Source organism: Chitinivibrionales bacterium (assembly GCA_014728215.1).
Taxonomy (GTDB): Bacteria; Fibrobacterota; Chitinivibrionia; order Chitinivibrionales; family WJKA01; genus WJKA01.
This window is the reverse complement of record WJLZ01000170.1, coordinates 41,122-59,050: the sequence shown is the minus strand read 5'-3', so window position 1 is coordinate 59,050 and position 17,929 is coordinate 41,122. Positions and strand designations below refer to the sequence as shown.

General features: G+C 46.1%; 17 protein-coding genes. 9 read left to right on the top strand and 8 right to left on the bottom strand.

Annotated elements, in window-relative coordinates; all coding sequences use genetic code 11:
• Positions 1-483 precede the first annotated feature (483 nt).
• Positions 484-1,050 (bottom strand): hypothetical protein, encoded by a 567-nt coding sequence (locus GF401_15395; GenBank protein ID MBD3346437.1) that lies wholly within the window; start codon positions 1,048-1,050, stop codon positions 484-486.
• 343 nt (positions 1,051-1,393) lie between these two features.
• Here GF401_15395 and GF401_15390 point away from each other — a divergent pair, with 343 nt between their 5' ends.
• The 5 genes from GF401_15390 (at position 1,394) to GF401_15370 (ending at position 6,601) form a co-directional block, all read left to right on the top strand.
• Positions 1,394-2,095: an outer membrane beta-barrel protein gene (locus GF401_15390; protein MBD3346436.1), complete on the top strand. Its 702-nt coding sequence runs from the start codon at positions 1,394-1,396 to the stop codon at positions 2,093-2,095.
• Positions 2,096-2,163: 68 nt separating this feature from the next.
• Positions 2,164-3,015 (top strand): CPBP family intramembrane metalloprotease, encoded by an 852-nt coding sequence (locus tag GF401_15385; GenBank protein MBD3346435.1) that lies wholly within the window; start codon positions 2,164-2,166, stop codon positions 3,013-3,015.
• A gap of 506 nt (positions 3,016-3,521) precedes the next feature.
• Positions 3,522-4,604 (top strand): hypothetical protein, encoded by a 1,083-nt coding sequence (locus GF401_15380; GenBank protein ID MBD3346434.1) that lies wholly within the window; start codon positions 3,522-3,524, stop codon positions 4,602-4,604.
• A gap of 174 nt (positions 4,605-4,778) precedes the next feature.
• Positions 4,779-5,618, top strand: coding sequence for a transketolase (locus GF401_15375; GenBank protein MBD3346433.1), 840 nt, complete (start codon positions 4,779-4,781; stop codon positions 5,616-5,618).
• Between the two features lie 80 nt (positions 5,619-5,698).
• On the top strand, positions 5,699-6,601 hold the full coding sequence (locus tag GF401_15370) for a transketolase (protein ID MBD3346432.1): 903 nt from the start codon (positions 5,699-5,701) through the stop codon (positions 6,599-6,601).
• Between the two features lie 45 nt (positions 6,602-6,646).
• Here the strand turns inward: GF401_15370 and GF401_15365 are convergent, their stop codons facing one another.
• Positions 6,647-7,462 carry an alpha/beta fold hydrolase gene (locus GF401_15365; GenBank protein ID MBD3346431.1) on the bottom strand — a complete coding sequence of 272 codons (816 nt, stop codon included), beginning with the start codon at positions 7,460-7,462 and terminating at the stop codon, positions 6,647-6,649.
• A 183-nt stretch (positions 7,463-7,645) separates the two neighbouring features.
• On the opposite strand from GF401_15365, the gene GF401_15360 reads away from it, so the two are divergent.
• On the top strand, positions 7,646-7,873 hold the full coding sequence (locus GF401_15360) for a hypothetical protein (GenBank protein ID MBD3346430.1): 228 nt from the start codon (positions 7,646-7,648) through the stop codon (positions 7,871-7,873).
• A gap of 164 nt (positions 7,874-8,037) precedes the next feature.
• On the opposite strand, the gene GF401_15355 is transcribed toward GF401_15360, so the two are convergent.
• The 5 genes from GF401_15355 to GF401_15335 form a co-directional block, all read right to left on the bottom strand.
• Positions 8,038-9,306: a hypothetical protein gene (locus GF401_15355; protein ID MBD3346429.1), complete on the bottom strand. Its 1,269-nt coding sequence runs from the start codon at positions 9,304-9,306 to the stop codon at positions 8,038-8,040.
• Complete coding sequence (locus GF401_15350) at positions 9,303-10,433, bottom strand: hypothetical protein (protein MBD3346428.1); 1,131 nt, start codon at positions 10,431-10,433, stop codon at positions 9,303-9,305. Before GF401_15350 ends, GF401_15355 begins: the two co-directional genes overlap by 4 nt.
• 312 nt (positions 10,434-10,745) lie before the next feature.
• Positions 10,746-11,321 (bottom strand): hypothetical protein, encoded by a 576-nt coding sequence (locus GF401_15345; GenBank protein ID MBD3346427.1) that lies wholly within the window; start codon positions 11,319-11,321, stop codon positions 10,746-10,748.
• Positions 11,322-11,771: 450 nt separating this feature from the next.
• Positions 11,772-12,233, bottom strand: coding sequence for a PIN domain-containing protein (locus GF401_15340; protein MBD3346426.1), 462 nt, complete (start codon positions 12,231-12,233; stop codon positions 11,772-11,774).
• 133 nt (positions 12,234-12,366) lie between these two features.
• Positions 12,367-13,395, bottom strand: a complete 1,029-nt coding sequence (locus GF401_15335) for a hypothetical protein (GenBank protein MBD3346425.1) — start codon at positions 13,393-13,395, stop codon at positions 12,367-12,369.
• Between the two features lie 337 nt (positions 13,396-13,732).
• Between GF401_15335 and GF401_15330 the strand changes: the two genes are divergently transcribed.
• Entirely contained in the window at positions 13,733-14,791 is a 1,059-nt protein-coding gene (locus GF401_15330; protein MBD3346424.1) for a PAS domain S-box protein, read from the top strand.
• Here the strand turns inward: GF401_15330 and GF401_15325 are convergent, their stop codons facing one another.
• Entirely contained in the window at positions 14,792-16,090 is a 1,299-nt protein-coding gene (locus GF401_15325; protein MBD3346423.1) for an SO_0444 family Cu/Zn efflux transporter, read from the bottom strand. It abuts the gene before it with no gap.
• A 120-nt stretch (positions 16,091-16,210) separates the two neighbouring features.
• Here GF401_15325 and GF401_15320 point away from each other — a divergent pair, with 120 nt between their 5' ends.
• Both GF401_15320 and GF401_15315 read left to right on the top strand, forming a co-directional pair.
• Complete coding sequence (locus tag GF401_15320; protein ID MBD3346422.1) at positions 16,211-16,450, top strand: zinc ribbon domain-containing protein; 240 nt, start codon at positions 16,211-16,213, stop codon at positions 16,448-16,450.
• Between the two features lie 21 nt (positions 16,451-16,471).
• Positions 16,472-17,833, top strand: coding sequence for an amino-acid N-acetyltransferase (locus GF401_15315; GenBank protein MBD3346421.1), 1,362 nt, complete (start codon positions 16,472-16,474; stop codon positions 17,831-17,833).
• Positions 17,834-17,929: the final 96 nt, after the last annotated feature.

Below are 17,929 nucleotides of genomic sequence, written 5' to 3'. Positions count from 1 at the left end.
GCCCAACATAGCGCGGCCGCCCTTGCTGGAGGGGGTGCGTCTGAGATCCCGATTGTAATCGGGAACTCAGACCAGGGGGAAACGCTATGCGGTTCCCCCACCAGAGAATCATTCTCAAGAATCTTGATCTCGTCATTGAACGCTTTCCGGCTTTGCCGGCTTAGGTGAAAGTGATGAAAGAAACGAAGGATATACTTTTTCAATAAATTTACAGAAAACTTTCAATATGGTAAAAAAATGATGAGAACAATAGATTATTTATCAGATAATGAATATGCAAAAAACATGGAAGATAAATTGTCTGCACCGGAAAATAATTTCTTAAAAACACCGGAAAAAGATTTCCGATTATAGAAGATAGCCTGAGAAAGAGAAGAAGGAAATGACCACGCACCAAACGGGGAATTAAAGCGCTTTAGCAGTTCCAGCGGCTCGTTTGCGAACACGCCATTCCCGGCACTGCAGCCTGTGCTATAATTCTTCTTAGGCAGCAATCTCCTGAAAGGTGATTATCACCGTCTTGACCGGATATCCCGACTTCTTGCCCAGATCGAGCAGGTATTTACGGAGCATCTCCCGGCATTTTTCTTTCACATATCCCTTTTTCAGAAGCTCCTCGCCTTCATCCATAAACTCATCGGTAAGTTTTTCGAGTTTCCGAACCGCTTTATCCTGCTCGTTGATCAGGAAACTCTTTTCCGGGTAGGAAACAGTGGTGCTGTTGATCACCGGTTTTTTCACCCTGAGCGGCGGAGCAGTAAATTTCAGCGTATCGCCCGAAGCGCTGTATTTCATGGTATAGTCGTCCTTGTCGAAATCCAGATAGAAATCGAAGGTCACACTCGAGGTCACTTTCACCTGGGCGCTGGAAATCTTGATGCCTAACACTTTCTGCACCGTGGTGTCGGTGAACACCATGGTCTTGGTCTCCGATGCCAGTACAAGCTGGGTGAGTCCTTCAAATTTCTCAGGATAACTGACCCTGGTAGTCTGTTTCGCGCAGGAAAAGAGCAGTCCAGATAAAAGGAGCGGTATTAGTACACGACACATGGGATTCCTCCGGGGGAAAAAATGAGATAGTGGAGCGGCGCACTGAGCGATATAGAAGTGTGGTTGAGCATTGGAGTAATGGAACTCATGGTACTTTTGTATTACCCTACGTTAATAAAATAAATATATATAGTGCGGGAAAAAGAAGTCTATCCTGAAATGTGGTAGCACGGCGGTAAAGCTGTCTTCCCCCTGTGAGCATTTTCACACCGGGACAAACTGAATCGCAATGCCTAAAGCATACTATATCATCGACTTACTACAATTTCCCCCGATCATTCCCGCGAAATAATTCACAGGGGTCTGATTTCCAGAGGATCACCGGAGATATCTATAACTCGTTATAAATATTGATGTTACAACAACGTGCCATGTCGGGCACGGTGATTGCAAAGACAGAGAGAGAGAATCTATCGTTTTGTTTTATTTACACACCACTAACCAGGAGGTATCAGTGATTCGACGGTTTATCACATTCATCTGCATGGCGATTGTAATCTTCACCTTTTCGGCCGGGGCCCAGAACCGATGGAGTCTGGAATTGCGCCCGGGAGGATCATTTCCGGTCAAGGAGCTTGGTGACGCCGATCTCACGCCGGGATTTGGTTTTGAAGGCACGGTGGCATATCGATTTATCGGTTCTTTTTGTGCCTATGCCGGATGGGGATGGAACCGGGTGACGGCCGATCAGTCCTTTGCCGGTCCCGACGTCCGGTTTGAAGAGACCGGGTATGTTCTGGGGGTGCAGGCCATGTATCCTTTCGGCCGTTCCATGCTGAAGTATTATGTACGGGCCGGGATTTTGTACAATCATATCGAAACGGAAGACAGTGAGGGCGAGATAGTCGACAGTTCACCCCATGGTCTGGGCTGGCAGGCCGGGGCCGGGCTTGCATTCGATATTACCGACCACCTCCGGTTGACCCCGGGCCTTCGATACCGGTCCCTGTCCCGGGAAATTGATATCGACAATACTGTTGTCGACGCCGATTTGCGCTATCTTTCGGCAGGGGTCGGCATTGCCTGGCGCTTCGGGAGAGGATAACCCCGCCCCCTGAACAGGAGGCAAAAGCCCATAACCTAAACGTAAACAAACACCAGTTGGGAGACACAATGATCGACCGTCGTACCTACAAACCAGTGCCCTATTACATCCTCACCTATCTCATTACCTATGCCCTCTGGTTCACGGGGGCATATATGAGTCACCGGGAATGGGGTGACGGCCCGCATATGATCCTCATGCTTGCGGGGCTCATTGTGCCCTTTGTCCTCTCTCTGGTCTTTATCTTCGCTTCGGGCAAGCCGGTTCTCAAGAGGCTGTTTTTCAACCGGCTTGTCAATATTCATCTTATCGCTCCTGAAACTTTTCCCTTCATTTTTCTTATCATGCCCCTGTCGGTGCTGCTCTCTATCGTCCTTTCGCTCCCCTTCGGGGGAACAATTTCGCAGTTTCACTTTGCCGAAGGGTTCTCTTTTTCTGCGGGATTCGTTCCTGTTGTGCTTCTGCTTTTTCTTGCTTCCACCTTTGAGGAACTCGGGTGGCGTGGCTATGCTTTCGACAGCCTTGAAAGTAAACACACGTTTTTTACCGCATCGGTAATTTTCGGGATGGTATGGTCATTCTGGCATTTTCCCCTACTTTTTGTCAAAGGTTCCTATCAATACGAGATTTTCCACCAAAATCCATTGTATGCCCTCAACTTTTTTGTCTCCATTATCCCTTTAGGGGTGATTATCAGCTGGGTATGCATCAAAAACGGCAAGAGCATTCTTGCCGCGGTGCTTTTTCATTTCATAATCAATATGTCTCAGGAGGTGTCGGCAATCTCGCCGGCAACAAAGTGTATTCAGACCGGGGTCCTGACAATGATTGCCGTTGCGCTCATAATGGTGGACAGGGAACTGTTTTTCTCCAGAAAGCACTTTGTGCCGAAGAGGAGCCAGCTCAGGAGTACCGAGTGATTGTTTGCCCTCCGATGCAATAATTGATAAGGAGTGTTACAAGCTGATACCCATGATACGTACATAGCATAGGGTATTTGCCGGATTGCATCAACGGCTGGGCAAAGATGAAGCTCCATGGCTATGCTTTAGTTCTTAAAGGGCGGCATGCGATTTGCTTATTTAGCACTATATATTTTAGGTCAGTGCTGTCCAAAAAAATTGAAAAATATAATAATACTGATATTTTTAACTTTCTGATCAGCGAATATCAGCTTGATCAGCGTAATTAGCGTTCTATTTTGGACAAGACTGGTTTTAGGTGCTCAGTTGTGAAAGCGAGAGATCTATGTCGCCGGAATCTGCTGTTCATCTTCTTGATGAAGGCCATATACTTCTCTTCTTGGTGCAGTTCTTTATCCTGCTTGGTTCGGCCAAGCTGCTTGGATTGTTTTTTGTACGCTCTGGGGTTGCACCACTGAATGTATAATTGCTACTGACCGTCAATTCAGCGACTGGAGGTTCCAATGAAAAAGCAGATCTTATATATCACAGCTGCACTTGTCTGCACAGTAAGTGTCTTTTTTATTGATCTTTCGCTGCCGCTGGAATACATTGAGTGGATTTTGTATATTATCCCGCTCATTATTATCTACCTGGTCCAGCGTTCTGTTTATACTTATATGTTGCTTGGCCTCATCGCAGTACTTCTGGTAAGTGGTCTTGTTCTCTCCCCTCGGCAAGAAACTCTGCCCCTTATCTCTGTTGTTAATAGATTTGAAGGGTTTGTCGCATTCACTGCCTTTACAATAATTATCAATATGTTGATCCGTTCAAATAATAATCTCAGGGAGACTAAAACCCTTTCAGAACAGTACTCGGCAAAACTCGAAACTGCCAACAGGGAGCTTGAAGCATTCACCTATTCCGTCTCTCACGATCTTCGGAATCCAGTTAACAATATTTTCTTTATGACTGAAGCGCTTTCTACCCTCCATGCCGAAAACCTGGATAGTGAGGGCATGAAGTTCGTACAGGAGATCGAGAAAAGCGGTAAGCGAATGGATGCTATTATTTCTGACCTGCTTCGGCTCTCGCAAATTTCACGAAACGAAATCGTTTATGAATCTGTCGATCTCAGTAAAATGGCATCCGATATCATTACAGAGCTTCGGAAAAGCAGTCCTCGCGACAATATGACGGTAAAAATTGAAAAGCATATGACTGTAACTGCGGATAAAGGATTGCTCTACAGCGCCTTACACAACCTTCTTGGCAACGCCTGGAAATACACGGCAAAAACTTCCAATCCTTATATTGAAGTTGGTGCAAAGAAAGCAGACGAGAAGCTGATCTATTATGTCCGGGACAACGGTGTTGGATTCGATATGCAGTATGCAAAGAGCATATTCACTTCCTTTACGCGGGTTCATGCAGAAAAGGAATTTCACGGCACAGGAATCGGACTGGCAATAGCAGAACGCGTCATCATGCGCCATGGAGGAAAAATATGGGCCGAATCCACCCCGGGAGAGGGGGCGACATTTTACTTTACTATTCCGAAGGCGGCCCACAATGTAACACAATCCGTCGCCCCCCGGCGTCATTGAGACCAGTGAACGCACTATTGATTTCCGGCACCGCGGCAAAGGTGCTTTCCGAAACATGCATCTCCCCTGCCCCGCATCCGGTTCTTCAAAAAGTTGTCTGATATAACCATACCTTTTTCTACGTGTATTATTTTCATTAAAACCGAATCGGCTCAACATACCGGAGGATTAAACATGCATCAGGATCAGATACACAATCTTCGGAAAATGGCGTTTGACGTGCGCAGGCACATACTCACGATGAGCACGCGGGGAGGATGCTTTGTTGGCGCCTCCTTTTCATGCACTGATATTCTTATCTGTTTATACCAGTATTTTTTAAATATTTCAAAATCGAACCTGCAGAATCCCGGCCGGGATTATTTCTTTTTATCCAAAGGCCATGCGGCGCCGGCGCTCTATGGGGTTCTCGCCGAATCGGGGCTGATTTCCAAAGACCATCTGAACAATCACCTTTCACCGAACGATCATATATATCTTCACCCGAATCCGAACATCCCTGGAATCGAATTCCATTCCGGTTCACTGGGGCATATGCTTCCCCTTGCAGTGGGAGTTGCGATTGACTGCAAACGGCAGAAGACAAACAACAGGGTTGTCGTTGTAACCGGTGATGGTGAACTCAATGAGGGTTCCAACTGGGAAGCATTGCTCACTGCGCAGGCCTATAAACTGGATAACATGATTATCATTACGGACCGGAATCAATTGCAGGCAAATGTTCCGACCGAGGATCTTATTCCATTGGAAAAACTCGAGGACAAGTTTGCTGCATTCGGCTGTGGGGTTACCCGCATTGACGGCCACGATTTTGAGATTATCAATAACACACTCACTTCAGTGCCCTTCGGAAAATCGAAACCCTCGGCCATTATCGCCGAGACGGTGCGGGGCAAGGGAATCCCTTCTATGGAATCCAGAACCGACAAGTGGTTCATGCAGCCGACAGTGGAGGAAGCATCGGAACTTATGAGGGAGATGGAGAAAAACTGGAGTAATGGAGTAATGGGGTAAGGACAATACACCGGCTAGCCTGGTACTCCATCATTATTTTAACTTTTTCACTCTGAAATCATCGAGGCTATTTCACGGCAATGAACTATGAACACACCTTACTTCACTTAGCACGACAGAACAGCCGCCTTATTATTCTCACTGCAGAGAACAGAGGCCCAATCCGTTCTTTTGCAGAGGAGCTTCCGGACCGGTTTGTCGACGCCGGCATTGCAGAGCAATCGCTGGCCGGCACTGCTGCGGGTCTGGCGTTGCGGGGAAGAATCCCCATTGTCCATTGCCTTGCGGCCTTTATCACCATGCGGGCCTATGAATTTGTGCGTACCGATATCGGGTACCCATCCCTGCCGGTGAAAATCATGGGAACGATCCCCGGTTTTCTGTCCGAAGCAAACGGCCCGACTCATCAGGCGGTCGAAGACATCGCGCTCATGCGAACGATCCCATCGATGAACATTTTCTGCCCTGCCGATGAACAGGAACTCTGTGAGGCCCTCCCCGTGGTGCTGGAAAGCAAAAGCCCCTTCTATATCCGGTTCAATGCTTTGCCGACATCAATTTCTCATACCCATAAGGTAGAGATCGGCAAAAGTGAGCGGCTCACCGAAGGGACCGATATCACCATCCTCACTTACGGCATGCTTACCGGTTCTGTTTACGAAGCTGCGCTCAAGCTTATCGAAGCGGGGATATCGGTCAACCTGATCAACATGCGGTTTGTGCGTCCACTTGATGAAAATGCGGTTCTTCATGCAGCCCGAACCACCTGCATGTTGATTACTATCGAAGATCACATCCCGACCGGCGGCTTGTTCACCGCTGTTGCGGAGCTTCTGGTAAAAGAGAATGTGCGAACCCCATTACAACAGATCGCCCTGAAAAAGACCTGGTTCAAGCCGCTTTTGTTGCCCGGCCTGCTCGAGCATGAGGGCTTTACCGGGGATCAGCTCGCCGATGAGATAACTGGAATGCTGAGCGAGTAACGATGCGATCGGTCCGGACGCGCTCTGTATCCGCATGCTCCATGGTCATTCCTGCTCTCTCAGGTTCTGCCGCATAAATTCACCAATCGATTCCCACACCGCCGGATCCGAAAGCAGATCGTTATGGGCTCTTCCGGGGACCGGAACGAATCGGCATCCCGGAGAAGCTTCCGCAAGACGTTTTCCCTGATTGAAAGGGATAAGCCGGTCGTTTTTGCCGTGGATAATCAGCACGGGGCAGGAAATCTTCTGAATTGTTGATATCGATGGATACACGTCTCTCACCACTATCTTTACCAGCCAGGAGGGGTAAAACTGTGAGGCGACATCGTGCAACGAAGTCCAACCGCTCACGGCAATGAGACCGTCAACGGCGTCGGGATTTGCAGCAGCACACGTAATTGCCGCAGCGGCGCCCAACGACCATCCGCAGACTATCCGTGGGTTATCCGGATACTGCGATTGAACCCATTTCAAAAATACATCGCAAGCTTCGCCGACGCTTTTTTCCGAAGGTTTCCCTTCGCTTCGCCCGTAGCCGGGGTAATCGAGGGCCACAAAATGAACGTTCAGCATCTGAAGAAGGGCGAATTGTCCCGACTGACGGAGGGTTGCGAGGTTTTCGGCATTGCCGTGAAGATAGAGAACTACCGGCATGTTTCCCGGAAGATTTTCGTTGCGGAATTCCCATCCTGTAACGGTGAGCCGTGAATCGGTAGTGAGCCTGATTTCTCTCAACGGAGAGGGCGCAGGCGACGGCACTTCCAGCGAAGGCGCGGGATAGACGGATTTTTGAACAATACAGCCGGGAAAAGATATCATAGTAAATAATATAAGAGAGAGTACTGCACTTTGTTTCATTTTTAAGTCGTGAAAAAACGATTCATTAATAATGACAGCGATTTATATTAAAATAATTGATAACTACTCAGGTCCTTAAGGATGATTTCAGGCCTCATTCCGACTTTCGCGGGAATGACGAATCCGCCCCACCTGATTAGTTACAAGAGTTGTATAAAGAGTATCAGCACTAAAGAGGAAACGATGCCGCCACGATGCCCCGGTATGGATCCCGGAAACTGGACCCCTACAGATATTACCGAACACCCTTGCCCAAGATGCGAAAAGACAATCGAGTTCTGGAAAGATGATACCCGGCGCATCTGTCCTCACTGCAATACAACGGTTGTTAATCCCCGATTCTCCACCACCTGCGCATCGTGGTGCAAAAAAGCTGATGAATGCCTGGGAAGCAGAAATGAAAAAGAGTAAGGTTGGGGCTGAAAAAAGTACTGATATAAGCTCTTCTTCATTCTCTGTCCCCCAAGTATGGGGGACGGGCGGAGCCCGGGGGGGTTGGACTTTCAGGAAAAGCATTTTCCAAGCTGGGTCTTAGGGCCGCATAGGCCCTACCAAAATCATACATACCCGATCACCTAAAAAAGCATATATTTCAGTCCAATCCCGACACTGTACCCGTTAATTCCGATTTTATCTTCGGTATCGAATACCAAGGGCAGTGAGAGGTAGAAATAGAGTGGGAACGGAAGGCCGATGTTGGCGATTTCCATACCGTAGCTGAAAGTACAGGTTACAAGGTCCTTGTCTTCCTTATTGATTTTTTTCTCGGCAACCCATTCGGTATCGGCTTTGTGCACCGCATAGGAGAGCGTGTCGTTGGCCGGACGCCAATCATCGGTGGTATCGCTGTCGATGAAATTGCGCAACGAATCCATGGCTTGTTTCTCGGTCCGGACTGTATCGCTCAACAAAGGAGAAAAGGTATAGACGCTGATACCCTCACTTCGAACATAGGAGCCGTCACCGGGTGCAAGGGGAAAGGAAGGTGTTACGCCGAAAGAGGTCATCAAATGCTGCCGCTTTATACCAATATACGCATGGACATCGATCATATCGCTCCGGCGTACTTCTTTATCGTTGATATAGCTGAACGCCTTGTCGCGGCCCCAGGCAAGTTCTTTTGTTGTCGGTTCGGCCCGGCCGAGTTCGTAATCCCATTGCGTAGCCGTGGTTTTGAAATAGAGCAGTCCTGTGGAATAGGAGCCGCCCAGCATTACCATTCCCCATTCTTTGGTGATGGTATAATCGAGCCCTAGATTAGCGCCGAATACGCCTGAACCAAGCTGCATATCTGAAACGACAAGCTCATGTCCGAGATCGTAAATATCGGCCCGCCCGGTGGGGAGGGAAAATCCCAACTGCGCCTGCATCTGGCCTTCCATGCCAAGTTTTTTTGCAAGAGAAAGGGAGATGTCACCCACACCGGCAATCTTTTTTTCCGAGCTTTCGCTGGTGATCGCTTCTTTCCACTGGAGCGGCATGCTCAGGGTGAAATCGAGTATATGGGGATGGAACCCGAATGTAATGGGGATTGTCGTATTCCGGCGTGAGGCCATTCCACCTCCTGCATCATTGATCACCGATTTTGCCAACCGGACTTCCATATCAAGCATGGCTCCGGGCACCCCCCGGCCGATCCACCGTACACTCGCCCCGCCGGTGGCACTTCCACCACCGACACCGCACCCCCCGATGCCTTTCCAGGGGACAATCGTAAGAACATGCTTATTAAACTTTTCGCTATTGTGAAATCCGCGCCATAATGACACAGCTGCAATGCAGACAATAATCGGAAATCCGTACTGTAAAATTGTCCGGTACTTTTTATTAAATTGACATTTCATATTTTGGCCTTTCTTTTGAGCATGGGGGCATTAATCATTGTTTTCGTACCGTTTCCATCGTGCATGATATACACGCTCTGTCCGAGTGAACGGACCGAGGAGAGTAATTGCCGATCGGAATCGATCGTACCGACAAATGCGCCGCTCAGGCTGTAGAGCCGGTATTCTTGCCACACAGGGGCAGTAATACCTCTCGCGGCATCGGGTAAGGACTTTGCCCCTACCAATCCGTCCGGAAGGTCTCCGAGCCAGAAATCCGGGTGCGCAGGGCCGTGAAGGCCGCCCCAACCTTGGTTCCGGACGAATATTTCTGTCTCTTCGGTACTGATATTCATTACCGCGATATAGCTGTTTATATCGGATGTATAGACAATGTGTTCATTGCTGTTGGCAGCGAAACGCCCGCTGTTGATTTTGTCATCATTTTCGCTTACGGATTTATAAACAGATCCCGGATTGCTCCACCTGTATATATTAAATTTTTCATGATTCCCGGCGTTCGCACTCAGATATTGGCCATCCGGCGTAATGCTCGACTGGCAGTGAGAATCGTATCCATTGCGGCTTCCGTTGACTTCTATCATATACAAATGATCAACATCGTAGCCTTCCGAGCTTCGAGCGGCGATCCTCATACCATCGGTACTTATAGCAAATTCACCGATATAATTTTTTTGCGGATCGTTATATACCGTCTCTTTATTCCCGGCAATATCTACTTTGTAAAAATTATGCCCCTCGACATAAAACGCATAGTCATCATCAGGCCGATAAGTGGCAATGCTTGCCCTCCCATGCCAATAGTATACTCCCGGAATATTCACCGGATCTGTGCCGTCGTTATTAACCCGCCACATATATCCTTTGCCATTTATATTCTCACCGCCGATGTCATTGTTAGGCACAGAAGGATCATCTGTAAGAACATATATATAATTGGCATCGGCCGACCAGCAGGCATTACGCGCATTTGAGATAGTTGTAATTTTCGTCCGCGAATTTCCGTCGGAGACATATAAATCTCCACCGTTTCCCCATACTACCCAGCCCTCGATCGAAGCGCCTTTTGCCGAATACATTACACTCAAAATAAGAACCATCAGCACAATCCAGTGAGTTACACGCATACCGCTCTCCTTAAAAAAGTTAAATTGAAGCAACTATCTAACCGATTAACCCTTTATGCACGAACTAGCTGAGATTGAGTTTACCTACTCATTTCCGCCTTTTGAATACACTATTAATATAACAAAAATGACGGCGTGGAACCAATAAATAATTTATTACCCACAGGAGCGACAATTTCTGATATATAATAAATAATATTGCCCACTCGCTGCCGCTGTCACCGGGAAGGATGCTTTAGGAGAAGAGCGTATCGTCCATAATAACAAAACCCGGATGATTCAAGGCACCTCTATAGCTTAAACCGATCTATTTTAAGCGTTTACCGTTCTCTTATTCCCTTGAGCTGGAACAATAAGCAGCGTATCAGAGCTTCCGGCATTTAGAGTAAAATCATGCGGAAAACTATCATAGACTAAAGGCATATACGCTCTAACTGTCCAGCCTGTATCAATGTGAAACGGCTCATAGACCATAATCATTTCGTCTACAGTTAAATTTAAATAATCTGCTTTATTGAAAACAGCTACGACTTCAACATGTTTCTGCCCTGCGGTGGCGTATGTATGATCCACATACAGCGTATCGGTTGTGCGGCCCCGCCTGGGAACAGAAATGGAGGTATCATCATCTCGCCTATCGAATCTCACAATGACAGAATCGAGGTGTTCTGGGAGTGAAAGAATTATGCCGATTCTGATTGTATCGCTGCTATCCCATACCAGAGAATCTTTTCCAGGAAAAAATAGCATAACGTTACTATTACGAGGATCTTCCAAGGGGTCCGAAGGAGAAGTGCAAAGAAAAAAAAGAAATGCAAGAGAAAAACAAGCTATTAATGCACAATAGTTTAATGTACTACAGCGAAGCATATATGCAATTTTTCTCATAACCCAATCCTATAATCAAAAAAGCGCGCTATTGCTGATAATATAATATCTAAAAAACTGAAATTATAATTTACCAGGGAATTTCTCTCAGATCGGATCAATAAGCATAAGAATTCGACTCACATATTCGGCCCAAGCTAAATTGATATATTTTCGGCGGGGTGTTTGTTTGGATTTTTTGTGAATAATGCTGTTTTGCAGCTATATTCATCATTCCATAAAAAGCTTTGCGAAATGGCATAATTGCCCTGTTAGGGGAAATAGGTTTGGCACCCATTCTTCTATGGGCGGTTCTTCGTCTTTATGCTTTTTGACTTTTTCTTAGTCAATGATGAATTCAACCAGCTTGCTTTTTCTTTATAATAATTTCTTATCTCCTCATTTGTTTTGTTCTTAGTTTCTTCATGGATTCTATCACGTGTTTCTCTAATGAATTTCATGGTTTTAAATTCATTCATAGGTGGTAACCTCCCGTGGTGAATGTATTGTTAATTGTCTAAATCCATATTCAATATTCACTGCATTGAATTTTGCAATCTTATCAAAATGCACGATATGTTTAAAGTTCCAGCTGACAAGAATATCTGCATTGTGGACTGTAGCCAATGCAATATGAATCATGTCATTCTTGTATTTCTGTGTTAATATTTTATGCCCGAGATAGGCATCCGTCAGCATTTCAACATTTGAATCAATCTCAAATTTAACCACATCATAGTCAAATAATTCTCTGTATTTCTGTTTAACCGTTTCCGGTGCATTTTGAAGTTCTGCAATAACTATATCCGAAGTCGCAACTTTAAAGAATCCATTTTTAATGTCCATAAAAAGTCCGTTTGACCACTTTTGAAATTCGCCATCAAAACAACCGCCGATAATAGATGTGTCCAGATAGATTAGTGGGATTTTCATTTCAATTTTCCTTTAATGCATTTTGATACTTTTATCTCCCCTTCCGCCGCCCATTTCTTCTGTCTTTGGGTGCCAAACCTATTTCGCATAACGAATTCTTCCCCGTAATCTTCCCCGGATTCTTATCCTCTTCTCACCGCTCCCCCACCTTCCTGAGCATAGAAAGCACCTTCTCCGCCTCATCTTCCTTGAGATTACCCAATCCGCAGGCAGGAGTAAAGATTCGCTGGGATTCAATTTTCTCTTTGCCGATACCTTTGTCGGTAAAAACAGTGGTGAGTTGATCGATTCTTTTATTCAGGCTATCGACATTTTCCTTTTCGATATCCTCGGAGCTTCCGGTGGGCACGATACCCCACCCGAGGATTTTGCCCCGGTCTAAAAACTCACCGATCGCATCGGGATAGAGTGCGACTTTTTCTCCGAATTCATAGGCATCAAAGGCAATAACATCGATATCGGTGCGCGCGATAAGCGACCAGTCCATATTGCCGCAGCAATGGATTCCCACCAGGCCCCCGGCCTCATGAATTTCACCGGTGATCTCATTCACGCCACTTATCACGTCCTCATCCGAAATCCCCATATACGCAGGGGTACCAAGGGCCGAAAAAATAGGCTCATCAAAGAAAATCGCGACTTTTTCACCAATTTCCGAGAGGACTTTTATCTGCCAGAGCGCTTTGGCCGTTATGCCTTTCAACACGATATCCTGATACTGTTCATCGAACCATACCGCTTTTCCATCATTGTCATTAAGAGTCAGCCCGAAGGTAAATGCTCCGATTACTTGTCCTTTTATATAAGGAACCTTATTTCCTTTTAACCGCCGTACAAAGGCATGAAATCCTGCCGCATGCTCATCACCCAATGCAAAATAGTCGAGGTCCTTTTCGACGATTTTCTCATAAAATCCGGCCATGGTCTCCAGAAGCTCATCGGTACGCTCAACCCAGACCTTCTTTTCGGCATCATCGTAGGAAACCCCCGGAAATCCTTCACAGTACTGGGGAACCATATTTTCCCTGAACGACCGTTTCGGAAGCTGGGGCCACGTAGGGATCGAAAGTGGATTCCGCTCTAAAGCATCCAGTGCATCTTCTCCGCTCTTATAAGGAGTACTGCCGATCATACAGGTCTGATTGGGTTGAATAAGTGGCATAGTAAAACCTTTCTATCTTTTTAAATCACACATTTCAAATCACAAAAACGGTGCGTTCGATCCCGGGATGGATAAGCCTTGTATTGTTCTTTTTACCTTAGCCTCAGCCATATTCTTACCAGATCCCTTCCAAATTATATTTTGCCCCCCTTTGTATTCCACCTCTCCTCTGAAAATCAGGCGAATTGATTAAATTATTAAGCTAAAACTCTTTAATCAATATACCCAAATTATTTATATTATTATTTAAGGAGTTAAATGCCAGGCGTTCTTCCCTATATCAGCTTCAGTTAGCATAGCAGCCCCACCACTTTGTGCGAAAAAGGAGTGTCTTTCGATGCATATTATCCCCGATACTCAGAGGATATCCGCCTCTGAATTGGAACTTCACGAAGAAAATCCCGATAACATTGAGCCTGAAAAGCGGAATCATTTTTCAGAATTCCTGATGGATTTCATCTCAAGCGGAACTCATCGTACCCATACTTTCGAACAACGAAGAAAACTGGTTATGCTCAACGGTATGTTCATAATCGGTTTATTGTTTATGATTCCCTATGGAATTCAGGGGTTGGTATCCGGGAATATAACCGTTGCCGTTATCGATTTTGCCGCCATTGCCCTGATATCAGTTTCCTTGTTTTCTCTCCGGGCAAGCAAAAACTATAATATGGGATGTGCGCTCGGAATTCCGGTCTATATGCTTCTTATTCTTTTTCTTACAATCTATGGCGGAATAGGTCGGACCGGCTATTTGTGGTCTTTCTCTCTCCCCTTCATTATAATTTTTCTTTTAGGTTCCAGAAAAGGAGCTCTTGTTTTCGGCCTCTATCTTCTTGGATTGCTTATCTTCTTTTTCACCGACTTTCCTCCGGGTTCAACCTCCTATACTTTTGCCTTTAAGATGCGCTATCTGGGCGCCTTTCTTTCGGTGTATCTTCTGGCTACTTTTTTAGATCGTGTTACCTTGGAATACGAAAAAAGGATAACCAGCGAAAACAGTAAATATGAACAGGCGAGCAGTGAAGTAAAAAAAGCATGGATATTTATCAGGAATAACGAAACGACGATCCAGACACTTATCGACCGTGCATCCGATGCAATTCTGATCATTCAGAATAAGATTATTGTCTGCGTTAACGAAAAAGTACCCGAACTTGGGGGGTACGCCAAAGAAGAGATTATCGGGGCGCCTTTTACCAAATATATCCATCCCAACCATGTTCAGGAAGCCAATGCGAATTACATGCTTCGCATCAAGGGCGTTTCGATCCCGGAAACTTATCCATCGGTGCTTGTCGGTAAAGACGGTGTCGATATCAATGTTGATATACGCGGTGGTAGAATTATGTATCGCGGAGAACCTGCGGATCTGGTCTTTCTGCGAAAAAAATAGTTACCCTTCTTTCCGTTCACCGCTTACCGAATAGCCGGCATCAGCGATTGCCTTCTCGGCCAGTGTCTCATTGAATGTACCGACACATCGGGCCTTTTTCTCATGAAGATCCACATCAACCTCGGTAATTCCCGGCACTTTCCGCAATTCTTCGGCAACATGAGCAGCGCAATGATTGCAGGTCATGCCCTCGATACCAAAGGTCATTCCCGGGCTTTCGGACGCTATCTCCTTTTTGAGTCCGAGTTTTTTAAGTGATGCACTCCAGAGCGAGGGTACAAGTTTTCGCATGAGCGACATTGCAAGAAGTATCAGGAAAATGACGGAAAAACCGATTTTCCAAGGAGATACGCCTATGTCATGAACATGACTCAGTGGATGATATCCGCTTTCCTGAAAAAGGGCGAAAATGTAATTGAGCAAATAGCCGGCAGCAATGGAAAGAATCGCAATGGAACCGAGAAACACAGCAACCATCTTTTTGCCCATGGCATTTCCAATCAGGGTAATGGATGCCGCGTTGGTGGCAGGGCCGACAGCCAGAAAGACAAACGCTGCTCCAGGTGAAAGCCCCTTCTCCATAAGCGCCACTGCAATAGGAATCGATGCCGTTGCACATACATAGAGTGGCACACCACCGACAATCATGATCAGCATGCTGATAATACCCGCCCCCACATATCTGGTAAAGAAATCCGGCGGGATAATCCATGCAATAATACCGGAAATTATAATGCCGACTACCAGCTGAAGAGAAATATCATCTAAAAAATCACCATAGGCATACAGGGCCATGCCTTTGATTTTCTGAAATATCGAATGCCGGTGAGGGTCGGGCCTCTTGCAGAGGGTACATGATACCGTTCCGGTTTCATTTCCGAATGATTCTGAAGCGCTATGGGAGAACAAATTAGCGGTGACACCTCCGGCCACCCCCATTATCAATGCCGCGATAGGGCGAAATATTGCAAACACCGGCCCCATCATACCATAGGTGGCAAAGATGCTGTCGACTCCGGTCTGAGGGGTCGATATCAAAAACGACATCGTAGCGCCGTCGGAGGCCTTACTTTTTCGCAACGAAAGAGCCGTGGGAATAACCCCGCAGGAACAGAGTGGTAGCGGAACCCCCAGAAAAGACGCTTTGAACACGCTTAACAGATTGTTTTTCCCCAGATGCTTAACGATAAATTCTTTTTTAAATAGAACATGGAGAATACCCGCAAACGTAAGGCCCAACAGGAGGTAAGGCGCCATACTAAAAAAAGTTGCAACGATTTCATTCAACAAATTATTCATCACACACCCCCCGCTTCTTTAGATTTATAACCGCTCCTCTTTGTATTTTATTACGGTTAGATCTTGTTAGTGTTTGATACATAATATATAATCTCATAAAGATTTAAAGGAGTATAGCTAATGCCAATCTATGAATACAAATGCCGTGACTGCGGCAAATCTTTTGAAGAACTTGTATCGTTATCCCAAAGCGATGGAATTACATGTCCATCATGTTCATCGAAAAATACCGAAAAACAAATGTCTGTTTTCGGCACGGTAAGTGGAAACTCACCCGATATGCCCTGCGCAGCTTCATGCCCCAGTGCTGATTCGTGCGGCAAGGGAAGCTGTTGCTCTCAATTTGGAGGACACCCCTAATCGAACGGGATTTATAAGTCTATGAATCAAATAAACTTAAAAGAACAGGTTAATATAATCCGTGAAGCTTTCGGGTATATAAACCAATTCAAAGGCGCCACCTTTGTAATCAAACTCGACAGCACGTTGATTGAGCATCCATTCTTTTCTTTGGTTATCAAAGATATTGCCCTTCTCCACCATATGGGCATTAAAATCGTCATTGTCCCCGGTGCCCGGCAGCGAATCGATGAAATACTCAAGGCATTTCATGTCCGCTGCAGAATCGTCAACGGCACCCGGATTACCTCGCCCGGGGCCATTCCATTTATCAAAATGGCCGCCTTTGATGTTTCTAATAAAATCATGACCCTGCTTGCCGAAAATAATACTCATGGCATAATTGGCAACTGGGCCAAGGCGCGGGGTATTGGTGTCATAAATGGTATCAATTATCAGAACTCGGGCATTATTGAAAAAGTGAATTCGGATATTGTCAAAACCGTCCTGGACCAGGGCATGATTCCGATTTTTCCCAACATTGGGTGGAGCGCCAAAGGTAAACCCTATAATATTTCATCAAACGAACTTGCAGCCACGATAAGCCAGGAACTTCGAGCGGCAAAACTCTTCTTTCTTGCTGATTTTGAAGGAATTACGGCAAACACCTACAAACTTCCACGAAATGTGCAGGTAACCGCCGACGGTATTATTTCGCGGATGAATGTCACCGAAGCAGAGAAAATGCTTGAATTGAATTCTTCCCGGAAACACGATTTCAAAATGGAATTGATATCCCTGGCTCATAAAGCTTGTACCGAGGGAGTGCAGCGGGTGCATATTGTTGATGGACGGGGTGAGGGCATGATTCTCAAGGAAATATTCTCCAGTCGAGGCTGGGGCACAATGATCTATGCCAATGATTTCGAGAATATTCGCCCCATGCAACATGCTGATATTGGCGAAGTTCTACATATTATGCAGCCTTCAATCAAAGAACGGTCACTGTTGCCGCGCACAGCTGAAGAGCTGGAAACGAACATGGAAGACTACGTTGTTTTTGAAATCGATGGCGCTATTCATGGATGTGGTGCTCTTCACATTCATTCGAGTGATCAGGCCGAAGTTGCAGCTCTTGCGGTCGATTCTGCCCAAGCCAATCAAGGTATCGGCTCAAAACTGATGAAATACCTGCTTCAGAAAGCCAGGGCAGCCAAATGTAAGGAGGTTTTCGTTTTAACCACCCAGGCGCCGGACTGGTTTTCAAAAGCAGGATTCAAAGAAGCTTCGGTTTTATCACTGCCCGAATCAAAGAAAAAGCAGTATAACAAAAACCGAAACTCCCTGGTTTTCACCTATTCCCTTAAGCGGAAGGCACGGCAGCGGCGGTTGAGGGTGGAATAAAGTAGTTGCACCCATGATTCCGGTAGGGCCTGGGGGTCTATTCCCTCCCCCGGCGGGGACCATGATAAAACACAGCTATGAAAATGCTTTTCCTGA